This is a genomic window from Streptomyces sp. NPDC037273, from assembly GCF_055603625.1.
In genome coordinates, this window is record NZ_JBVJVO010000014.1 from 136,852 (window position 1) to 155,817 (window position 18,966).

Below are 18,966 nucleotides of genomic sequence, written 5' to 3' on the forward strand. Positions count from 1 at the left end.
AGGGCTCGTAAAGTCTTCCGGTCGCACCCCGTGTCTTGGCCGGCAACCTTTCCTGTTCCCCCGCGGGCTCCGGCCGTTGACTGATCACACCGTTCGGGTGCAAGCCGATCAGCGTCGGCTCCTCTTCAGCCCGGCCGGCCGTCTCCGTACCCCGATGGCAGGAGCAGGCGATGGACAGCTCTCTTTCTCACCGCACGCCCGAAGCAAGCGGACACGAGTACGGCACACCGAGGCCGGATTACGGCGTCCCCAGTCATGAGCTGAGGGAACGGGCGGCCGCCGGATGGGAACGGTTCCTGCGCCGCTTCGCCGTCGACCAGCCCCAGACCGACCGGGACATCGAGGCGTGAACGCCGTCGACCAGGCCGGGTACGAGCAGCACGTGTTGCTCGGGCGGCAGGTGCGGGACATCGCCTCCCGGAGCGAAGGCCGGCTCATGGCGGTCACGCACGACGTTCACGACGACGGCCGAGTGGTCCGCGTCGCCCACATCCGCCCCGCGTCCGGTGTGGAGTGGTCGACGGCAGTCGACAACGTCAAGGCCGTCCGATGAACCATCCAGCCAGTAGTCGGACGAGAGGAGCACCATGACCTCGGGCAGCCCCAAGCGGCTCGCGGCCGTCCCCCGTGCCGTGATCATGCAGCCGACGACGCAATGCCTGCCCATGGACTGCACCTACTGCTACCTGCCCTTGCGGAAGCAGAAGCACCTCATGAAGGTGGATGTCGCCGGGGCAGTGGCGAGGTCGGTCAACGAATGGGCGGTCGATGACCCGGCATTCGAGGTCGTCTGGCACGGGGGAGAGCCTCTCGCCACGGGCCGGGAACACATGGCGGCGCTCATGGCCCCCTTCAAAGGCGTGAAGCACTCCCTGCAGACGAACGCCGCACTCGTCGATGACGCGTGGTGCGGGTTCCTGGCAGAGCACGACGTAGCCGTGGGAGTCAGCATCGACGGTCCCGAAGCCATGAACACCCACCGTGTGACCCTTGCCGGACATCCCGGATTCCACACCACGATGCGGGGGATCGACCGCCTGCGCCGACACGGCATCCCGTTCTCCGCCATCGCGGTCGTCTCCGACCCGGACCCGGTGAACGCTGCCCGGTTCTACGAGTTCTTCGCCGAGCTCGGCGTCACCACCCTCGGGGTGAACGTGGAAGAGGAGGAGGGCGTGAACCGCTCCGTACGGGCGACCGACGCCGCCCGGGCGACTGAGTTCTGGGCCGCTCTCGCCGGCACCTGGCGGGCCAACCCGGTGATACGCCTGAGGGAGGTCCAGCGAGTGGTGAACTTCGCCGGTGCGGTCCTCCAGGGGAAGGTGTCCGCACCCCTCCCGGCCTCTGCTCCCTGGGACCCGCTGCCCACCATCGCGTACGACGGGGGCGTGGTCATGCTGTCGCCCGAGCTGGCCGGGTTCACCGACGACAGGTTCGGCGACTTCACCACCGGCAGCGTGCTCGACCTGGGCCTTGACGTCCTCGTGGCCGAGGCAGAGGAACGCACCCCCTGGATTACCGAGTTCTGGAACGGCGTCGACGCCTGCCGCGCCGAGTGCCCCTACTTCGCCTTCTGCGGCGGAGCACACCCCGCCAACCGGTACTTCGAGCACGGCGGCCGGATGGACGGGACCAGGACCCGGTACTGCACCACCGCCAAGATCGCCCTGATGGAAGGAGTAACGCGCCATGTCCGCGAACATGCCCACTGACGCCACCACCCTCGTGATGGACTCGCCCCACGGCTTCCGGTCCCTCCTGGAGGCCGCCGGGACGCACGCTCTGGCCACCTTCGACAACCGGCCCACGTGGGACAACCCCACACCGGTCTTCGACAACCGGCCCACGTGGGACGACTGGAGCAAGAAGTCCTAGCTCACGCGGATACCGGGGCGGCTCCAGCGGACTCCGCGGGGCTGCTCCGGCCCCACGACGGAACGGAGCACCACCATGGCCACGCGAGTCTTCGGGCGCGTCACCGTGACGACGCCGGATCTGGACGAACCCGGCCTCTACCTGTCGAACGTCGGCACTCTCGACAGCGCGCGCGGCATCGTCCAGGACTTCTCCTTCGGAGAAGCGAACCTGCGCTCACTCGACCTGGCGGAGACGCAGCTCATCACCGGTCGCATCAGTGACGTCCACTCTCAGCGCGTCGAGTTCCGGGCCTTGAATCTGCACGGTGTGGAGATCAGAGGCAGTGATCTCCGGTCGGTTCGCTGGAGTGAGAGCAAGTTGACCCGAGTGGTGGTCCGCGACTCCAAGTTCATGGGCGCCGCGCTGAACGGCCTGGTGCTGGACGACGTGCTGTTCGAGGGCTGCAAGTTCGACTACGCGACGTTCGACAAGCTCCGGGCCATCGGGCCCGTGGTGTTCGCGGGCTGTGTCCTCACCGAGGCCGTGTTCAGCGACTGTGACCTGTCCGAAGCCGTGTTCAGCGACTGCGCGTTGAGGCTCACGGAGTTCGGGGGCGGCCGCTACCGGGACACGGACCTGCGGGGCAACGACCTGGCGGCGATCCGAGGCGTCGTGAACCTCGCCAAGATCCGCATCGACGAGTCGCAGCAGGCCGACCTCGCTCATGCCTTGGTGAGCGAACTCGACATCGTCATCGGGGACGACTGACGCACAGGAGGCCTTCCGTGCCCTTGCACCTCGCATTCAACGACCTGGGTGCCTTACGCACACGCTGCGACATCGCCGTAATCCACCCCGTCGGGGACGAGGCGGAGTACGAGGAGGGGGCGGTGGCGCCGTCCGGCCCGTGGCAGCGGCTCAGCGCGGAGGAGGGGCGCGCGCTGGCCGCTCCCGTGGGGACGCCGCCTGCCGTGCTCGTGGAGATCGTCACACCCCCGGCACTCACCGGCGGGAGTGTCGCCGATTTGGCGAAGGCCCTGGGCGACGACCATGCGGAGTACATCGGTCAGGCCCTTTCCGGGCCTGGTCTGCGCACCACGACTGACAACTACAGGGACGGGCGTCTGATCGGCCTTCACCTCGACAACTGGGACAAGCTCATCTACAGCCGGAGGACGGCCGGAAGACGTCGGCTCGCCCTCAACCTCGGTCCTGGCGATCGGTTCATTGTCCTCGGCGTCCTCGACGCACAGACCGTGTGCCGAGCGGTCCACGCCGACTCCTACGAGCGGAGGTACCCCCACACCGACGACTGCCGCGCGTACGTCGCCGCCGGCCACCCTCTTCGGTGCGTTCGGGTCCGTCTCGCTCCCGGAGAGGGCTACGTGGCCCCGACCGAGTACCTCTTCCACGATGGATCGACCGAGGGGCAGATCGAGGGGTCCGCCATGGCCTTCTGGCTTGGGCACTGGCCTCGCGGAATGCTGCCCTCACTTGTCTGACCACCCCACCGAACGCCCGATCGCGGGGCCCTAGCCGCCCAGGGCCTCCAGTTGGGCGAGGAACCAGCGTTGGGGTGGGAGGGCGGTGGCGGCGGTGGCGAGGTGGGTGGTGCGGGTGGTGCGTTCGGCGGGGGGCATGGAGAGGGCGGTGTGGAGGGCTTCGGCGGTCTGGGAGACGTCGAAGGGGTTGACGGTGAGGGCGTAGGGGTGGAGTTCGGCGTGGGCGCCGGCCTCGCGGGAGAGGACGAGGGCGCAGCCGGACTCGGAGACGACGGGTATCTCCTTGGCGACGAGGTTCATGCCGTCGCGGACGGGGTTGACGAGGGCGACGTCGGCGAGCCGGTAGGCGGCGAGGGAGCGGGTGAAGTCGTCCTGGACGGAGACGAGGACGGGCTGCCAGGCGGGGGTGCCGAACTCGGCGTTGATCTCGGCGGCGAGGTCGGAGACGGCGGCGGTGTAGGCGCGGTAGACGTCGAGGTCCTGGCGGGAGGGGTAGGCCGAGGCCAGGTGGACGACGCGGTCGTGCCACTCGGGGCGGGTGGCGAGGAGCTCGCGGTAGGCGAGCAGGCCGCGGAGGATGTTCTTGGAGAGCTCGGTGCGGTCGACGCGGACGATGGTCCTGCGGTCGCCGACCTCCTTGCGCAGCGCGGCGAGCCGTTCGTCGACCTCGGGGCGGTGGGCGAGGGAGCGGAGTTCGTCGCCGTCGACGCCCAGGGGGTGCACCGCGACCTCGGAGCGGCCGAGGCCGTCGGGGCCCGCGCACTCGGTGAAGGCGGAGGCCCAGGCCTGGGTGTGGAAGCCGAGGTGGTCGGCGCCGAGCATGCCGGCGAGGAGTTCCCCGCGCAGGTCGTCGGGGAGCATGCGGAGGTAGGCGGGGGAGGCCCACGGGGTGTGCGTGAAGTGGGCGATGCGGAGGTCGGGGCGGAGCGCGCGGAGCTGACCGGGGACAAGGGCCAGGTGGTAGTCCTGGACGAGGACCGCGGCGCCGTCCGCCGCCTCGGCGGCCAGGGCTTCGGCGAAGGCGCGGTTGTAGGCGCGGTACGACTCCCAGCGGCGGCGGAACGCGGCGTCGAAGACGGGCTCGCTCGGGATGTCGTACAGGTGGTGGTGGAGGAACCAGAGCACCGAGTTCGCGATGCCGTTGTACGCGTCGTCGTGGACGGCCGGATCGATGTCGAGCATGCGGACGCCCGGCTCGGAGACGCCACGGCGGACGGCCTCGCGGTCGCCCTCGCCGAGCGCCGCGCACACCCAGAGGCTTTCCCGGGCGGACACGGCGCTCAGCCCCGAGACGAGGCCGCCGCCGCCCCTGCGGGCTTCGAGGGAGCCGTCTTCGCCGGGGACGTACGAGACCGGGCCCCGGTTGGATGCCACGAGCACAGTAGCCATGTGGCGAACCTAGCCCGTCCCGTAAACGCTCAAACGTACGTATACGAGACAGGCTGATCCGGCCACGGGGAGTCACCGCAGGTCAGTGACTCCCCGCTGTCCTTCAGTCGCGGCGGCCGCGCATCGCCGCCTTGGCGACCAGGCCCGTCGCCGCGAGGGCGACCGCGAGGGCGCCGAGCAGCCAGAGCCGCTCGCCGTTGCCGCCGGTGTCGGCCATGGAGCCGGAGCCGCGGCCGCCCTGGGGTCCCGGTGCCGGGGCCGCGGGGGAGGTGTGCGGCGCGGAGACCGTGGCCGAGGCCGTCGCGGACGTGCTGGGGGCCGGGGTGGACGGCTCGTCGGAGGAGGTCGGCGGGGCGGGTGACGAGGGGCTCGGCGAGGGGTCCGTCGGCGTGGGCTTCGGGGACTCCGTCACCTCGGGGAGGTCGAGCACCGGGGCGACCGCGCAGGCCGGGTCCTGGCTGCCGTCGCCGCAGTTGGTACGCGCGGTCTCGAACTCGACGGCGTTGCGGAGCTTGCCGTCGCCGGCCGGCGGGTTCTTGATCTTCACCGAGTAGGTGACGGTCGCCGTCTGGCCGGCCGGGATGGTGCCGGTCCAGCCGACCTTGGGCTTGTCGTATGTGGCCGTGCCGATGTCGCTGCGCGCGTCGCCGTTGTAGTCGGCGTCGTCGAGGTTGCCGGTGAGGTCGTCGCTGAACTTGGCGTTCGGGTAGTCCAGCGGGCTGATGTTCTTCGCGGTGATCGTGTACGTCAGGGTGTCACCGGGTTTGACCTTGGTCGTGCTCGCCTTCTTGGTGATCTCCAGGTCGGGGACCGGTACGGAGAAGGCGAGGCCGGAGGGCACGTAGGTGTCGCCGCTGGTGGAGAAGGTCAGCTCGGCCGAGGTCGCGCCGGGCGGGACGGCGCCGGAGGGGACGTCGAAGGCCTTGGCGTCGATGCTGAGGTTGTTCTGCGTCCTCGGGTTGACGGCGCCGTCGTCCTCGCTGATGAAGAAGTTGTTCGTGTTGCCGGTGTGGGCCTCGGTGACGTTCTGGCCGTCGACGAGGAACTTGTCGCCCGGCGTGTTCCAGTCGCCCTCGTACGCGGTGACGCTCGCCCGCACGGTGCCCGGGTTCCGGTAGAAGCCGTCCACGGTGATGGTCGTGGCCGGGGAGGTCGAGCGCTGGAGGACGTGGCCGCCGTAGACGTACACGTTCCGGCGCTCGGGGGCGCGGACCGGGTCGGGGCCCGGGAACTTGTGCACGACGGTCAGCGACCAGCCCGCGACACAGCCCTTGCCGGTCGGCGCCCACAGGTTGCCGACCGCGATCGGCACGTCCCCGCCGGTGACGCCCGCGAAGGCGGCCGTCACGTCCGACTCGCCCGTGTAGTAGTGCGGGCCGCTGGTGTCGGCCGGGTCGACGACCATGCTGTCGATCGAGACCGGCGCGGCCGCCCCCGTGCCGACCTTGATCACCGGGGTGGTCGTCGCCGGGTCGCCTGGCGAGGCGTCGACGTCCGCGCCGGAGATGTCGCAGCGCTTGAGCGCCGCGCCGCTCGGGCCCCGGTACGTGCCGTCGTTGCCGCCCCAGAACAGCCGGGCGTACGCGACCTCCGCGCCCGCCGGGATCACGACGTGGCCGGTGCTTGAGCCGTAGCCGGTGTCCCCGACGCCGCCCGCGTCGATGCGCCGCATCACGAAGGTGTTGTTGTTGTCGGACCCCTGGCCGCTCGCCGCCGACGCGCAGCGGGCGGCCAGGTCGGCGGGGGCGGTGGGACAGCCCATGACCGTGTTGCCGATGGTGGTGAAGTCGCCGTACAGCGACTCGTCGTACCGCTTTCCGAAGGGCTCGACCACGTCCGCGGAGGCCGGACCGGCCGCCGTGAACGCGAGCGAGCCCGCCGTGAGGCCGATGGCCGCCAGCACTCTGCCCAGGTGAAGTCGTCTGAAGCGCATAAAAGGGCAATGTAGGCAAAGAGGATCATCGTGGGGCGTTACGCCACGCGGTCGATCCGCTCCGCCGTGTACGTGGTGGCCGGGTACGCCTCCGCCCCCGCCCTCAGGCCACCTGGCGGCGCGCGTACTCCGCGATCTCGGCCATCGGAGGACGCTCCTCCGTGTCCACCGCGTACGTGCGCGGCTCGAAGCCCTTCTCGCCGCGCTCGAACTGGGTGAGACGCGGGCGGACCAGATGGCCCCGGGAGAGCCGCAGCTGCGCCGTCCGGTAGATCGCGGCCGCCATCCGGCCGAGCGCCTGCCCGTCCTGGTGCCGGTGCTTGCGCACCCCGACGTCCACCTGGGCGAGCGCGTCCAGGCCCACCGTGTGCAGCGCGTCGACGAGGAGCCCCAGCTCCACTCCGTAACCGACCGGGAACGGCAGCCGTTCGAGCAGCGAGCGGCGCGCCGCGTACTCCCCGCCCAGCGGCTGGACGAAGCCGGCCAGCTGCGGCCAGTGCAGGTTGAGCAGGGGGCGCGCCACCAGCTCGGTCACCCGCCCGCCCTGGCCTGGCGTGTCTCCGAACGGCCGGTCGTACATGGCCTTCACGAACTCGACGTCCGGGTCGGTGAGCAGCGGGCCGACGATCCCCGTGACGAAGTCCGCGGAGAAGTCCCGCAGGTCCGCGTCGACGAAACAGACGACGTCCCCGCTCGTCACCATCAGTGAGCGCCACAGGACCTCGCCCTTGCCGGGGACGGCCGGTATTCGGGGGAGTATCGCGTCGCGGGCGACGACCCGCGCGCCGGCCGCCGCGGCGACCTCCGCCGTGCGGTCGGTGGAGCCCGAGTCGATCACCACCAGCTCGTCGACCAGCGGCACCGCCTCCGTCATCAGCTCCCGCCGGATCACCGCGACGATGTCGCCGACGGTCGCCTCCTCGTTCAGCGCGGGCAGCACGACGCTGACCTTCGTATTGCGCTTGGCGGCGAGGATGCGCTCCAGCGGCCGGTCCGCCACAGACCAGGACCGCCGGTCCAGCCAGCGCTCCACCTCTTCCAGCACGTGATCTCCATCTCGCGGTACGGACGGCCCGTCCAAGCTCCGGGGCCTTCGGTTACAGTCTTGAACAACGCGGATGCCCGATGCACGTCGGGGTGCCGACCGCGTCGGAGTGCAGGAACGAAAGTCCACCGCACTTCACAATCGAATACCGCTCATCCAGAGGGGCAGAGGGAAACGGCCCGTTGAAGCCCCGGCAACCCTCCAGTCGGTTACTCGTCCTCCAGCGAGGCTCCCGGCTAGGGAAGGTGCCAAATCCGTCTCATGACGAAAAATTCGTCATGGGAAAGATGAGGAGAAAGGGCCTCGCCTCCATGGCTGTACAGACCGTCGCTTCCGCCACCACCGTCGACCTCGGTCCCGCGTCCGGGCTTTCCTGTCGCGAATGCGGTGAAGTCTTCCCGCTCGGCCCGATCTTCGCCTGCGAACTCTGTTTCGGACCGCTCGAAGTCGCGTACGACCTTCCCGCCGGTGACCCCGAGGCGCTGCGCAAGCGGATCGAGGCAGGACCCGCCAACATCTGGCGCTACGCCCCGCTGCTGCCCGTCCCGGCCGACGTCGCCGAGAAGCCGAACCTGAACCCCGGCTGGACCCCGCTCGTCAAGGCCGACAACCTCGCCCGCGAGCTCGGCGTCGCCCCCGGCAAGCTCTTCGTCAAGGACGACTCCGGCAACCCGACCCACTCCTTCAAGGACCGGGTCGTCGCGCAGGCCCTCGAAGCAGCCCGCGCCTTCGGCTTCACCACCCTCTCCTGCTCCTCCACCGGCAACCTGGCCGGCGCCGTCGGCGCCGCCGCCGCCCGCGCCGGCTTCCGCTCCTGCGTCTTCATCCCGCACGACCTGGAGCAGGGCAAGGTCGTCATGGCCGGCGTCTACGGCGGCGACCTGGTCGCCATCGAGGGCAACTACGACGACGTCAACCGCTTCTGCTCGGAGCTCATCGGCGACCCGCTCGGCGAGGGCTGGGGCTTCGTGAACGTCAACCTCCGCCCGTACTACGGCGAGGGCTCCAAGACGCTGGCGTACGAGATCTGCGAGCAGCTCGGCTGGGTCATCCCCGACCAGCTCGTCATCCCGATCGCCTCCGGCTCCCAGCTCACGAAGATCGACAAGGGTCTCCAGGAGCTCATCAAGCTGGGCCTCGTCGAGGACAAGCCGTACAAGATCTTCGGCGCCCAGGCCGAGGGCTGCTCCCCGGTCTCCGCCGCCTTCAAGGCCGGCCACGACGTGGTCCGCCCGCAGAAGCCGAACACGATCGCCAAGTCGCTCGCCATCGGCAACCCGGCGGACGGCCCCTACGTCCTCGACATCGCCCGCCGCACCGGCGGCGCCGTGGAGGACGTGAACGACGAGCAGGTGGTGGACGCCATCAAGCTGCTCGCGCGGACCGAGGGCATCTTCGCCGAGACCGCGGGCGGCGTGACCGTCGGCGTCACGCGCAAGCTCGTCGAGGCCGGTGTCATCGACCCGAACCTCACCACCGTCGTCCTCAACACCGGTGACGGGCTCAAGACCCTCGACGCGGTGGCCGACACCTCCGGTGCGACCGTCACCATCCGCCCGAGCCTCGACGCCTTCCGCGACGCCGGCCTGGCGCTCTGACACCCGCCCGCTCCCCCGGTTCCCCGAAAGGTTTCGACGACATGGCCGTGAACGTCCGCATCCCCACCATCCTCCGCACCTACACGGGCGGTCAGTCCGAGGTCCAGGCCGAGGGCGCGACCCTCGCCGAGGTCATCGCCGACCTGGAGAAGAACCACACGGGCATCGCCGCCCGCGTCCTGGACGACCAGGGCAAGCTGCGCCGCTTCGTCAACGTCTACGTGAACGACGACGACGTGCGCTTCGAGCAGGGTCTGGAGACGGCCACCCCGGCCGGCGCGGGCGTCTCGATCATCCCGGCCGTCGCCGGCGGCTGCTGACGCCTATCGCGTCCCGTCTTTCTCGAATTGCCCCTTCCGCGCCTATAAGCGGAAGGGGCAATTCTGCATGGTTGAGCGGGGTAGAGTTGGGGAAGTCCCCTCCGCTGCTCATGCCGGACGCATATGAGAAAGCGTCTTCGCGCGACAAGAAGCAGCCAAAGTGCCTGCGCGTTGTGTACGTTGTGCGCCTTTTGCCGGGCCCGACTTGCCCCGTCATCCAGGGGATTCTCCCCAATTCCCCTTTCCGTCGCGCCGAGAATTCTCGCTCGAATGACCTGTTGCAGAGGGCAGTTGGGCAGATACATTCAGCGGCGGTCGACGCGTTCCGGCGCAGGGTCTGACCCGGGTCCGCGAAGTGCGGTCCCGCGCAAGGGCCAGTAATAGGGGAGTTAGGCATGGCTCAGGGCACCGTCAAGTGGTTCAACGCGGAGAAGGGCTACGGCTTCATCGCGGTCGACGGTGGTGCGGATGTTTTCGTCCACTACAGCGCGATCCAGATGGATGGCTACCGCAGCCTCGAAGAGGGACAGCGAGTCGAGTTCGAGATCTCGCAGGGCCAGAAGGGTCCGCAGGCGGACATGGTCAAGCTCGCCGTCTGAGCGCGGCGCGATCGGCCACCGACGCAACGCCGTCGAGGGGTCCGCATCCCTGAGGGGATGCGGACCCCTCGCGCGTTCCCGGAAGGTTCACCAGGGGTTCGGCGGGCTTGGCGTGGAGGTGCCCGAAACCCGAGAGTCGCTTGCACTCTCCTAGGGCGAGTGCTAATCATTGGCGTTAGCACTCGGAAGGTGAGAGTGCTTACGAGGATCGGGCAGATGAGGCCCGCGGCCAGGTGGGGCAAGGAACCGCCGGGCACGCAGGCCGTCCGTCGCGGGCATCGGCGCGGTCCTGGAGCGTTATCCACCCCATGTCCGGGAGGACCACTTCACATGGCCAAGATCATCGCGTTCGACGAGGAGGCCCGGCGCGGTCTCGAGCGCGGCATGAACCAGCTCGCTGACGCCGTCAAGGTCACCCTCGGCCCCAAGGGCCGCAACGTCGTCCTCGAGAAGAAGTGGGGCGCCCCCACGATCACCAACGATGGTGTCTCCATCGCCAAGGAGATCGAGCTCGAGGACCCGTACGAGAAGATCGGCGCCGAGCTGGTCAAGGAAGTCGCCAAGAAGACGGACGACGTCGCCGGCGACGGTACGACCACCGCCACCGTCCTCGCCCAGGCGCTCGTCCGCGAGGGCCTGCGCAACGTGGCCGCCGGTGCCAACCCGATGGCCCTCAAGCGCGGTATCGAGAAGGCCGTCGAGGCCGTCTCCGGCGCCCTGCTCGAGCAGGCAAAGGATGTCGAGACCAAGGAGCAGATCGCTTCCACGGCCTCCATCTCCGCCGCCGACACCCAGATCGGCGAGCTCATCGCCGAGGCGATGGACAAGGTCGGCAAGGAAGGCGTCATCACCGTCGAGGAGTCCCAGACCTTCGGTCTGGAGCTGGAGCTCACCGAGGGTATGCGCTTCGACAAGGGCTACATCTCGGCGTACTTCGCCACCGACATGGAGCGCATGGAGGCGTCGCTCGACGACCCCTACCTCCTGATCGTCAACTCCAAGATCTCCTCCGTGAAGGACCTCCTTCCGCTCCTGGAGAAGGTCATGCAGTCGGGCAAGCCGCTGCTGATCATCGCCGAGGACGTCGAGGGCGAGGCCCTGTCGACCCTGGTCGTCAACAAGATCCGCGGCACCTTCAAGTCCGTCGCGGTCAAGGCCCCGGGCTTCGGCGACCGTCGCAAGGCCATGCTGAACGACATCGCCATCCTCACCGGCGGCACGGTCATCTCCGAGGAGGTCGGCCTCAAGCTGGAGAACGCGGGCCTCGACCTGCTGGGCCGCGCCCGCAAGGTCGTCATCACCAAGGACGAGACCACCATCGTCGACGGTGCCGGTGACAGCGAGCAGGTCGCCGGTCGCGTGAACCAGATCCGCGCCGAGATCGAGAACTCCGACTCGGACTACGACCGCGAGAAGCTCCAGGAGCGCCTCGCGAAGCTGGCCGGCGGCGTGGCCGTCATCAAGGCCGGTGCCGCGACCGAGGTCGAGCTCAAGGAGCGCAAGCACCGCATCGAGGACGCCGTTCGCAACGCGAAGGCGGCCGTCGAGGAGGGCATCGTCGCCGGCGGTGGCGTCGCCCTGCTCCAGGCGTCGAACGTCTTCGAGAAGCTCGAGGGCGACCTCTCGGGCGACGAGGCCACGGGCGCGCAGATCGTGAAGCTGGCCCTCGAGGCTCCGCTGAAGCAGATCGCCGTCAACGCCGGTCTCGAGGGTGGCGTCGTGGCGGAGAAGGTCCGCAACCTGCCCGTCGGCCACGGCCTGAACGCCGCGACCAACGAGTACGTCGACCTCATCGCCGAGGGCATCATCGACCCGGCGAAGGTCACGCGCTCCGCGCTGCAGAACGCCGCGTCGATCGCCGCGCTGTTCCTCACCACCGAGGCCGTCATCGCCGACAAGCCGGAGAAGGCGTCCGCGCCGGCCGGCGGCGGCATGCCGGGCGGTGACATGGACTTCTGATCCTCCGGGATCGGTGGTTCATCGCTGAACGCGACCGAGGGCGGCACTCCCATCAGGGGGTGCCGCCCTCGGGCGTTCGGCGGATGCTGGAAGAGGCGGTCACGGCAGAGGGCCGCGGGGCGGAGCCGTACGGAAGGGGCCGCGACCATGGTCACGCTGCTGACGACACCGGCCGACCGGGAGCTGGTCATCACCCGCACCTTCGACGCGCCGCCCGCCCTGGTCTGGGAGGCCTGGACGGACCCCGAGCACGTACGGGAGTGGTACGGGGCCGAGGTCCTGACCACGACGGTCGTCGACATCGACCTGCGCCCCGGCGGCGCCTGGCGGTGGGGGCAGACCGCGCCCGACGGCCAGGAGATCGTCTTCTCCGGCGTGTACGAGGACGTCGTCCCGGTCGAGCGGCTCGACTACACGGAGGCCTTCGAGCAGATGCCGGACGCCGAGCCGGTCCGCGTCACCCTCGCCTTCGACGCCACCCCCGACGGCGGCACCGCCCTGACCAGCACCTCCTTCTGGCCCTCCAACGACACCCGCGACCAGGCCCTGGCCGCCGGCATGGAGGCGGGCGTGCGGGAACAGTACGACCGGCTCGCGGAGTACCTGGCCTCGATGTGAGGCCGCTCCTCCGGCGCCGGGCCTGTCAGGCGGCCGCGCGGTGGCCGCGGAAGGTCCGCCGGTAGACGTCCGGCGGGACGCCGAGCGCGTTGTGGAAGTGCCGGCGCAGGGTGGCGGCGGTCCCCATCCCCGTACGCGAGGCGATCAGCTCGACACTGGCGTCGGTCGTCTCCAGGAGCTCCTGCGCCCGGTGGATGCGCTGGGTGTGCAGCCAGCGCAGCGGCGTGGTGCCGGTGGCGGCGGTGAAGCGGCGGGTCAGGTTCCGGGTGCTCATGTTGACCCGGCGCGCCAGGTCGGGCACGGTCAGCGGCTCGTGCAGCCGGGCGCTCGCCCAGTCGAGGAGGTCCGCGAACGCGTGGCCCGTGTCGGCGACGCTCGGCGCGGCGACGTACTGCGCCTGACCGCCCGCCCGGCGGGCCGGCACGAGCAGCCGCCGCGCCAGTTCGGCCGCGACGGCGGCCCCGTGGTCGGCGGTCACGAGGTGCAGGCACAGGTCCATGCCGGCGGCCTTCCCGGCCGAGGTCAGCACGTTCCCGTCCTCGACGTACAGGATGTCCGGGTCGACCTCGACGTGCGGGTAGCGCGCCGCGAGGGCCTCGGTGTGCGCCCAGTGCGTGGTCGCGCGGCGCCCGTCGAGGATCCCGGCCGCCGCCAGGACGAACGCCCCCGTGCACAGCGAGACGAGCCGGGCGCCCCGGTCGTGCGCCGCGCGCAGGGCGGCGAGCAGCTCGGCCGGCGGTTCGGTGTCGACGTCCGTGCAGGCCGGGACGATGACGGTGTCCGCCCCGGCCAGGACGTCGAGCCCGTGCGGGGTGTCGATGCGGAGCCAGCCGCTGCCGATCCGTTCCGCCCCCGGCGGTGCGCAGACCGTGAACTCGTACCACGCGTCGGTGAGTTCCCGGTCCACGCCGAACACCTCGCAGGCCGCCGCGGCCTCGAACAGCATGGCTCCGTCGTAGACCGCGAGGGCCACAGATGTCATGCCGGGGAGTCTACGCAGGGCGCCGGAAGAGGCCCGCCCAGAGGAAGGACTCCCCGAACACCGGGGATTCCGCCGACTCGTCGCGCATCCGGCGCAGTTCGACCTCGGTCAGGTCGGCGAAGATCGCGCGCAGCGCCTCGTCCGTATAGGCCAGACCGCCCTCCAGCTTCCCCCGCCGGTAGAAGTCGGCGTCCGGCAGCTCCGACCCCATCCCGCCTTCCCCGGCCGCGAACGACGTCAGCCCGAAGTGCCCGCCGGGCTTCAACACCCGCTCCAGGAACGCGAGGTACCCGACCCGCCGGTGCGGCGGCAGATGGTGGAAGCAGCCGGAGTCGTACACGAGGTCGTACGGGCCGTCCACGGCGCCCGCGAACGCGTCCCCGCACACGAACCGCACCCGGTCCTCGACCCCCGCCTCCCGCGCCCGCTCCTTCGCCCACCCGATCGCCTCGGTCGACAGGTCCACCGCGTCCACCTCGTACCCCAGCGACGCCAGGTACAGCGTGTTCCTCCCCGGCCCGCACCCGAGGTCCAGCGCCCTCCCGCGCCCCGCGAGCAGCCCCCGCTCCGCGTACTCCACCAGGCACTCGTCCGCCTTCCCGACGAAGAACGGCACCCCCTTCCCCCGGTCCCCGTAAAACCCGTTCCACCACTCCGCCCCACCCTCCGTCCACCGGTCCGCCTCAGGCGCGAACAGGCCGTCGAGCAGCGCCATCACATCGTCGATCGTGCGGATATTACGGTCCATGCGGATCTCCCCTCCGAGTCCCTCAAGAATAGGGCTCGGGAAGGTAAAAGCCCAGGTCAGAGGTGGTGTGCGGATGCCCCGTGCGAGCCCTGGAAGGCCTGCTGGAGGGCCCCTGACCCCCTCGGTCGGGGCCCCGTGCCGTGGTGCGGGGAAGGGGCGCCAGGGGGTCCTGGAGGGGCCTTTCCGGGCCGGGCGGAGGCCTCCGATTCGACGGATTTCCCGGGGTGTTCGTGCCCGTGTTCGCGGGGTGTTCGGGTCCCGGGCCACGGAGGAAAGGCGTCAATCTGAGGGGTGGCCGTGGGGCGGGAGGAGGCTGAAAGTACGGGGGTGCGAAGTGGGGTGTATGGGGGTGAAGCGGGCGGGGTAGGCGTGTGGGGATGTGCGGTGGTGTCCGGGGGTGTCCGGCGCGCGGGGGAGGGGATTGGCCGGACTGGCGGGTTGCCCGCGAGAGGGGGCGCCGCTAGGGGGATTGGCGGCTCGGGGCGGGCTGCCCATCATCGTGCGGGGTGGGCGGACAGGGCTGCGGGCAGGGGGTCGGCGTGCGGATGGTGAGCGTGTGGTGAGCTGGTTTACGGGGCGGCGGCTGGCGGGGCTGATCGCGGAGCGGACGGGGCGGCGCGAGCTCGGTCACGAGGCCGAAGTGGTGGGCAGGGTGCTGCCGTTCAAGGTGAGCGCCCACGTGGCCGAGGAGCTGGTCGACTGGGCGCGCGGCCCGGACGATCCGCTGTACCGGCTGGTCATGCCGCACCGGGACATGCTGGCGCCCGCGGACTTCGCGGCCGTCGAGGCGGCGCTCCTGGGCGGCGACCGGGTGCGGCTGCGGATCGTGGTGGACGGGCTCAGGGAGCGGCTGAACCCGCACCCGGGCGGGCAGTCGCACCTGAACGTGCCCGAGGACGGCCGGGGGCTCCAGCACACGTACCCGCAGACGCTGCTCGTCTTCCCCCGGCAGGGCCAGACCTGCCACGGCTACTGCGCCTACTGCTTCCGGTGGCCGCAGTTCACCGGCGATCCCGCGCGGCGGCAGGCGGTGGGCGGACCCGAGGTGATGACGGGGCATCTGGCGCGGCATCCGGAGGTGACCGACGTCCTGCTGACCGGGGGCGATCCGCTGGTCATGCGGACCGAGCTGGTCGACTCGTACGTCGCGCCGCTCCTGGAGCTGCCCCAGGTCCGTACCGTCCGCATCGGCACGAAGGCGGTGTCGTTCCAGCCGGAACGCTTCCTCACCGCGCCCGACGCGGACGACCTGCTGCGGCTCTTCGAACGGGTCGTCGCATCCGGGCGCCATCTCGCCCTGATGCTGCACGTCTCCCATCCGCGCGAGCTCCACCCGGAGGCCGCCCGCCGCGCGCTGTGCCGGCTCCGTTCCACCGGCGCGGTCCTGCGCACCCAGGCGCCGGTCGTCCGGCACGTCAACGACGACGCCGGGGTCTGGGCGCGGATGTGGCAGGAGCAGGTGGAGCTGGGCCTCGTCCCGTACTACATGTTCGTGGAGCGCGACACGGGTCCGCGCCGCTACTTCGGGCTGCCGCTCGCCCGCGCCCTGGACGTCCACGCGGACGCGATGCGGCAGGTCTCCGGCCTCGCGCGGACCGTGCGCGGCCCCGTCATGTCCACCGAGCTCGGCAAGCTCGCCGTCGACGGCATCGCCCACCTCCCCGGTGGCCCCGCCTTCGCCCTCCGCGCCCTCCAGGCGCGCGACCCCGCCCTCGTCGGCACCCTGGCGCACGCCCGCTTCGACCCGGCCGCCCAGTGGTGGGACGAGCTCCTCCCGTACGGCCCCCGGGATCGCGCCCTCATCCCGGGGAAGCCGCTGACGCTGGAGGGGGTGGTGGGCTGAGGGCCCGGTTCTCCATGTGGGGTGGGGCGGGGCGGCTCAGGCCGGTGGGGCCTGGAGTTCCGCGTCCTGGCCGGAGCGGCGGAGGGCGTCGGCGACGAAGCCGTTCGCCTTCAGCTCCTCCACGGTGGCGCGGAGGAAGGCGAGGGTCTCGGGGGCGCGGCCGGTGGTCGTGCCGACCGCCTGCCGGATCTCCATGAACCGGCTGTCGAGCAGCCGTACGTCCGGGTGCGCCGCCGCGTACGCCGTCATCGGCTGCCGGATGCCCGCGCCGGCTTCGAGTCCCTGTTCGCGGAAGGTGTCGACGCCCTCATCGCCGCGCACGACCGTCGCGTGCGTGAGGGTCCGCGACAGGAACAGGTCGTACGCGGAACCCTTCTTGACCCCGATCCGCACACCCGGCGCGTCCACCTCGGCGACGGTGGTGAGCGCGGAGCCCGCGGGGACGGCGTACACGCCCTCGATGACGACGTACGGGGCGGTGAAGGCGACCTCGGCCTCGCGCGCCGGGTCCACGGCCAGGAAGCAGAGGTCGGCCCGCCCGTCGGCCATCGCCTCGAAGGACTTCCGTGCCGCGTCGAAGCAGAGCAGCTCGACGGGCAGCCCGAGCCGGGCCCCGAACTCCCGCGCCAGATCGACCGTGATGCCGGCCGGGGCCTCGGGGGTGCCCTGCGCCAGGACGGGGTTGCCGAGGTTGACCGAGGCCCGCAGGACGCCGGTGGGGGCGAGGTCGGCGGCGACGGCGGGCAGGTCGTGGGGTGCGGGGCGCGGGGCGGGAGTCGTCATGGGGGTGGAGTGTAGGCGGCGACGCGGAGCGGCCTCCGAAGCGGACGTGATGGTTCCGAGTGGCACCCCGAAGTCCCCCCGGACACAGGGGGGTTGACCCCACCCCCGACCCGCCTGTCTGCCGGATGGGAGCGGAGGGACGGCTGGGAGAGGCTGTGCGCATGACGACGAACCGTGCACGCAAGGCCCTGATGCTGACCCTCTCCGCCGCCGCCGTGGCCGGTGTGGCCCTCGCCGGAGGCGGGGCCGCCCCCGCCGCCGCCGCGACCGGTCTGGAATGGGGGGACTGCGCCCCGGCGGTGAAGCCGCTGCCGGGACAGGAGTGCGCGACGCTCTCCGTACCGCTGGACTACGCCGATCCCGAGGGCGAGCAGATCCAGCTGGCGGTGGCCCGGCTGCGCAGCGACAAGCCGGAGGCGCGGCGCGGGACGCTGATGGTGATCCCGGGCGGGCCCGGCAGCTCCGGGGTGCAGCGGCTGGGGCAGAAGGGGGCGGCGCTCGCCAAGGAGATGGGCGGGGCGTACGACCTGGTGGCCTTCGACCCGCGCGGTGTCGGCGGTTCGACGAAGGCCCGGTGCGGGTTCGAAGAGGCCGACCGGCGGCTGGTGACGCTGCGGTCCTGGCCGGCGGCGGACGGCGGGATCGGCGAGAACGTGGCCCGGTCGCGCCGGATGGCGGAGGCGTGCGAGCGGAACGGCGGCGCGATGCTGCGGAGCCTGACGACCGCCAACCAGGTGCGGGACCTGGACCGGCTGCGGCAGGCGCTCGGCGAGCGGAAGCTGTCGGCGTGGGCCGTGTCGTACGGGACGTACGTGGCGGCCGTCTACGCCCAGAAGTTCCCGGAGCGCACCGACCGCTGGGTCCTGGACAGCAGCGCCGACCCGGACCCCAGGCGCGTCGCGCGGGGCTGGCTGGCGGGCATGGCGCGCGGCGCCGACGACCGCTTCCCCGACTTCGCGGCCTGGGCCTCGGACCCGTCCCGCCCGACCGGCCTGCGGCTCGCCGAACGCCCGGAGGACGTACGCCCGTTGTTCCTCGACCTGGCCGCCCGCCTCGACCGCGAGCCCCGCCCGTCGACCACCCCCGGCGTCCCCCTCACGGGTACGGTGCTCCGCCAGGCCCTCCAGCAGGCCCTGTACTCCGACGCGGCCTTCGAGTCCTTCGGCCGTCTCGTCTCCCAGGCTCTCGACCCGCAGGGCGTCCCCGTCCTGCCGCCGGAGCTGGCCGGACCGATGCCCGACGAGGCCGCCACGGTGAGCGTCGGCGTCATCTGCAACGACGTCGACTGGCCCCGCTCGGTCCCCGCCTACGAGCGCGGCGTCGCCGCCGACCGCGTCCGCCACCCGCTGACCGCCGGCATGCCCGCCAACATCACCCCCTGCGCCTTCTGGAAGGGCGGCGCCGTCGAGAAGCCCACCCGCATCACCGACCGCGGCCCCTCCAACGTCCTCATGATCCAGAACCTCCGCGACCCCTCCACCCCCCACTCCGCCGGCCTCAAGATGCGCCAGGCCTTCGGCGACCGCGCCCGCCTCGTCTCCGTCGACAAGGGCGGCCACTCCGTCTACCTCGGCAACGGCAACCCCTGCGGCGACCAGGCCGTCACCCGCTTCCTCACCGAAGGCGTCCGCCCCGCCCAGGACGTCCTCTGCAAGTGACCCCACGCCACGGGGAAGGGGGGGGGGGGGGGGGGGGGGGGGGGGCCCTCTCCCCCCCCCCCTTGGGCGGGTTCCCGGACCTCTCACGGCTTCGTTTCCGTGGGGGATCTGGGGTGGTCCTCGCTGTGTGGG

19 protein-coding genes and 1 riboswitch are annotated in these 18,966 nt (G+C 71.1%); of the genes, 13 read left to right on the forward strand and 6 right to left on the reverse strand.

The genetic code is table 11. From position 1 onward, the window contains the following. Window positions 1–170: 170 nt before the first annotated feature. The 6 genes from ACZ7G1_RS30375 (at window position 171) to ACZ7G1_RS30400 (ending at window position 3,359) form a co-directional block, all read left to right on the forward strand. The gene (locus tag ACZ7G1_RS30375) at window positions 171–350 is read left to right on the forward strand and encodes a hypothetical protein (RefSeq protein ID WP_470878830.1); all 180 of its coding nucleotides are present in this window, start codon (window positions 171–173) and stop codon (window positions 348–350) included. Beyond that, the gene (locus ACZ7G1_RS30380) at window positions 347–553 is read left to right on the forward strand and encodes a hypothetical protein (protein ID WP_470878832.1); all 207 of its coding nucleotides are present in this window, start codon (window positions 347–349) and stop codon (window positions 551–553) included. Before ACZ7G1_RS30375 ends, ACZ7G1_RS30380 begins: the two co-directional genes overlap by 4 nt. Window positions 554–587: 34 nt before the next feature. Continuing rightward, entirely contained in the window at window positions 588–1,712 is a 1,125-nt protein-coding gene (gene amcB, locus ACZ7G1_RS30385; protein ID WP_470878834.1) for a cyclophane-forming radical SAM peptide maturase AmcB, read from the forward strand. After that, window positions 1,690–1,875 carry a multiple cyclophane-containing RiPP AmcA gene (gene amcA / locus ACZ7G1_RS30390; RefSeq protein WP_470878836.1) on the forward strand — a complete coding sequence of 62 codons (186 nt, stop codon included), beginning with the start codon at window positions 1,690–1,692 and terminating at the stop codon, window positions 1,873–1,875. The genes amcB and amcA overlap by 23 nt, the downstream gene beginning before the upstream one ends. A gap of 75 nt (window positions 1,876–1,950) precedes the next feature. Continuing rightward, window positions 1,951–2,625 carry a pentapeptide repeat-containing protein gene (locus tag ACZ7G1_RS30395; protein ID WP_470878837.1) on the forward strand — a complete coding sequence of 225 codons (675 nt, stop codon included), beginning with the start codon at window positions 1,951–1,953 and terminating at the stop codon, window positions 2,623–2,625. A gap of 17 nt (window positions 2,626–2,642) precedes the next feature. After that, complete coding sequence (locus ACZ7G1_RS30400) at window positions 2,643–3,359, forward strand: hypothetical protein (protein WP_470878839.1); 717 nt, start codon at window positions 2,643–2,645, stop codon at window positions 3,357–3,359. A gap of 30 nt (window positions 3,360–3,389) precedes the next feature. On the opposite strand, the gene ACZ7G1_RS30405 is transcribed toward ACZ7G1_RS30400, so the two are convergent. From ACZ7G1_RS30405 to ACZ7G1_RS30415, 3 genes are all read right to left on the reverse strand, one after another. Continuing rightward, entirely contained in the window at window positions 3,390–4,748 is a 1,359-nt protein-coding gene (locus ACZ7G1_RS30405) for an alpha,alpha-trehalose-phosphate synthase (UDP-forming) (protein WP_470878840.1), read from the reverse strand. A gap of 103 nt (window positions 4,749–4,851) precedes the next feature. Then, entirely contained in the window at window positions 4,852–6,681 is a 1,830-nt protein-coding gene (locus tag ACZ7G1_RS30410; protein ID WP_470878842.1) for a DUF7927 domain-containing protein, read from the reverse strand. Window positions 6,682–6,784: 103 nt separating this feature from the next. Further along, window positions 6,785–7,726 carry a glucosyl-3-phosphoglycerate synthase gene (locus ACZ7G1_RS30415; protein WP_470878844.1) on the reverse strand — a complete coding sequence of 314 codons (942 nt, stop codon included), beginning with the start codon at window positions 7,724–7,726 and terminating at the stop codon, window positions 6,785–6,787. Between the two features lie 149 nt (window positions 7,727–7,875). Beyond that, a riboswitch (SAM riboswitch) is annotated at window positions 7,876–8,020 on the forward strand. Here ACZ7G1_RS30415 and thrC point away from each other — a divergent pair. The 5 genes from thrC to ACZ7G1_RS30440 all read left to right on the forward strand — a co-directional run bounded on the left by thrC (window position 8,014) and on the right by ACZ7G1_RS30440 (window position 12,820). Continuing rightward, window positions 8,014–9,324, forward strand: a complete 1,311-nt coding sequence (thrC, locus tag ACZ7G1_RS30420; protein ID WP_470878948.1) for a threonine synthase — start codon at window positions 8,014–8,016, stop codon at window positions 9,322–9,324. It overlaps the preceding riboswitch by 7 nt. Window positions 9,325–9,365: 41 nt before the next feature. After that, window positions 9,366–9,644, forward strand: a complete 279-nt coding sequence (locus tag ACZ7G1_RS30425) for a MoaD/ThiS family protein (RefSeq protein WP_017238235.1) — start codon at window positions 9,366–9,368, stop codon at window positions 9,642–9,644. A gap of 395 nt (window positions 9,645–10,039) precedes the next feature. After that, on the forward strand, window positions 10,040–10,243 hold the full coding sequence (locus tag ACZ7G1_RS30430; RefSeq protein ID WP_015035246.1) for a cold-shock protein: 204 nt from the start codon (window positions 10,040–10,042) through the stop codon (window positions 10,241–10,243). Window positions 10,244–10,573: 330 nt separating this feature from the next. Next, the gene (groL, locus tag ACZ7G1_RS30435; RefSeq protein ID WP_470878846.1) at window positions 10,574–12,202 is read left to right on the forward strand and encodes a chaperonin GroEL; all 1,629 of its coding nucleotides are present in this window, start codon (window positions 10,574–10,576) and stop codon (window positions 12,200–12,202) included. A gap of 147 nt (window positions 12,203–12,349) precedes the next feature. Beyond that, window positions 12,350–12,820: an SRPBCC family protein gene (locus tag ACZ7G1_RS30440; RefSeq protein ID WP_470878848.1), complete on the forward strand. Its 471-nt coding sequence runs from the start codon at window positions 12,350–12,352 to the stop codon at window positions 12,818–12,820. Between the two features lie 25 nt (window positions 12,821–12,845). Here the strand turns inward: ACZ7G1_RS30440 and ACZ7G1_RS30445 are convergent, their stop codons facing one another. Both ACZ7G1_RS30445 and ACZ7G1_RS30450 read right to left on the reverse strand, forming a co-directional pair. Then, window positions 12,846–13,802 carry a helix-turn-helix domain-containing protein gene (locus ACZ7G1_RS30445; protein WP_470878849.1) on the reverse strand — a complete coding sequence of 319 codons (957 nt, stop codon included), beginning with the start codon at window positions 13,800–13,802 and terminating at the stop codon, window positions 12,846–12,848. A 10-nt stretch (window positions 13,803–13,812) separates the two neighbouring features. Next, window positions 13,813–14,550: a class I SAM-dependent methyltransferase gene (locus tag ACZ7G1_RS30450; protein ID WP_470878851.1), complete on the reverse strand. Its 738-nt coding sequence runs from the start codon at window positions 14,548–14,550 to the stop codon at window positions 13,813–13,815. A 559-nt stretch (window positions 14,551–15,109) separates the two neighbouring features. Here ACZ7G1_RS30450 and ACZ7G1_RS30455 point away from each other — a divergent pair. After that, a complete protein-coding gene (locus ACZ7G1_RS30455; protein ID WP_470878852.1) occupies window positions 15,110–16,393 on the forward strand; it encodes a KamA family radical SAM protein in 1,284 nt (427 codons plus the stop codon). A gap of 36 nt (window positions 16,394–16,429) precedes the next feature. On the opposite strand, the gene ACZ7G1_RS30460 is transcribed toward ACZ7G1_RS30455, so the two are convergent. Next, window positions 16,430–17,176, reverse strand: a complete 747-nt coding sequence (locus ACZ7G1_RS30460; RefSeq protein ID WP_470878854.1) for a transporter substrate-binding domain-containing protein — start codon at window positions 17,174–17,176, stop codon at window positions 16,430–16,432. A 161-nt stretch (window positions 17,177–17,337) separates the two neighbouring features. Here ACZ7G1_RS30460 and ACZ7G1_RS30465 point away from each other — a divergent pair, with 161 nt between their 5' ends. After that, complete coding sequence (locus ACZ7G1_RS30465) at window positions 17,338–18,834, forward strand: alpha/beta hydrolase (RefSeq protein WP_470878855.1); 1,497 nt, start codon at window positions 17,338–17,340, stop codon at window positions 18,832–18,834. Window positions 18,835–18,966: the final 132 nt, after the last annotated feature.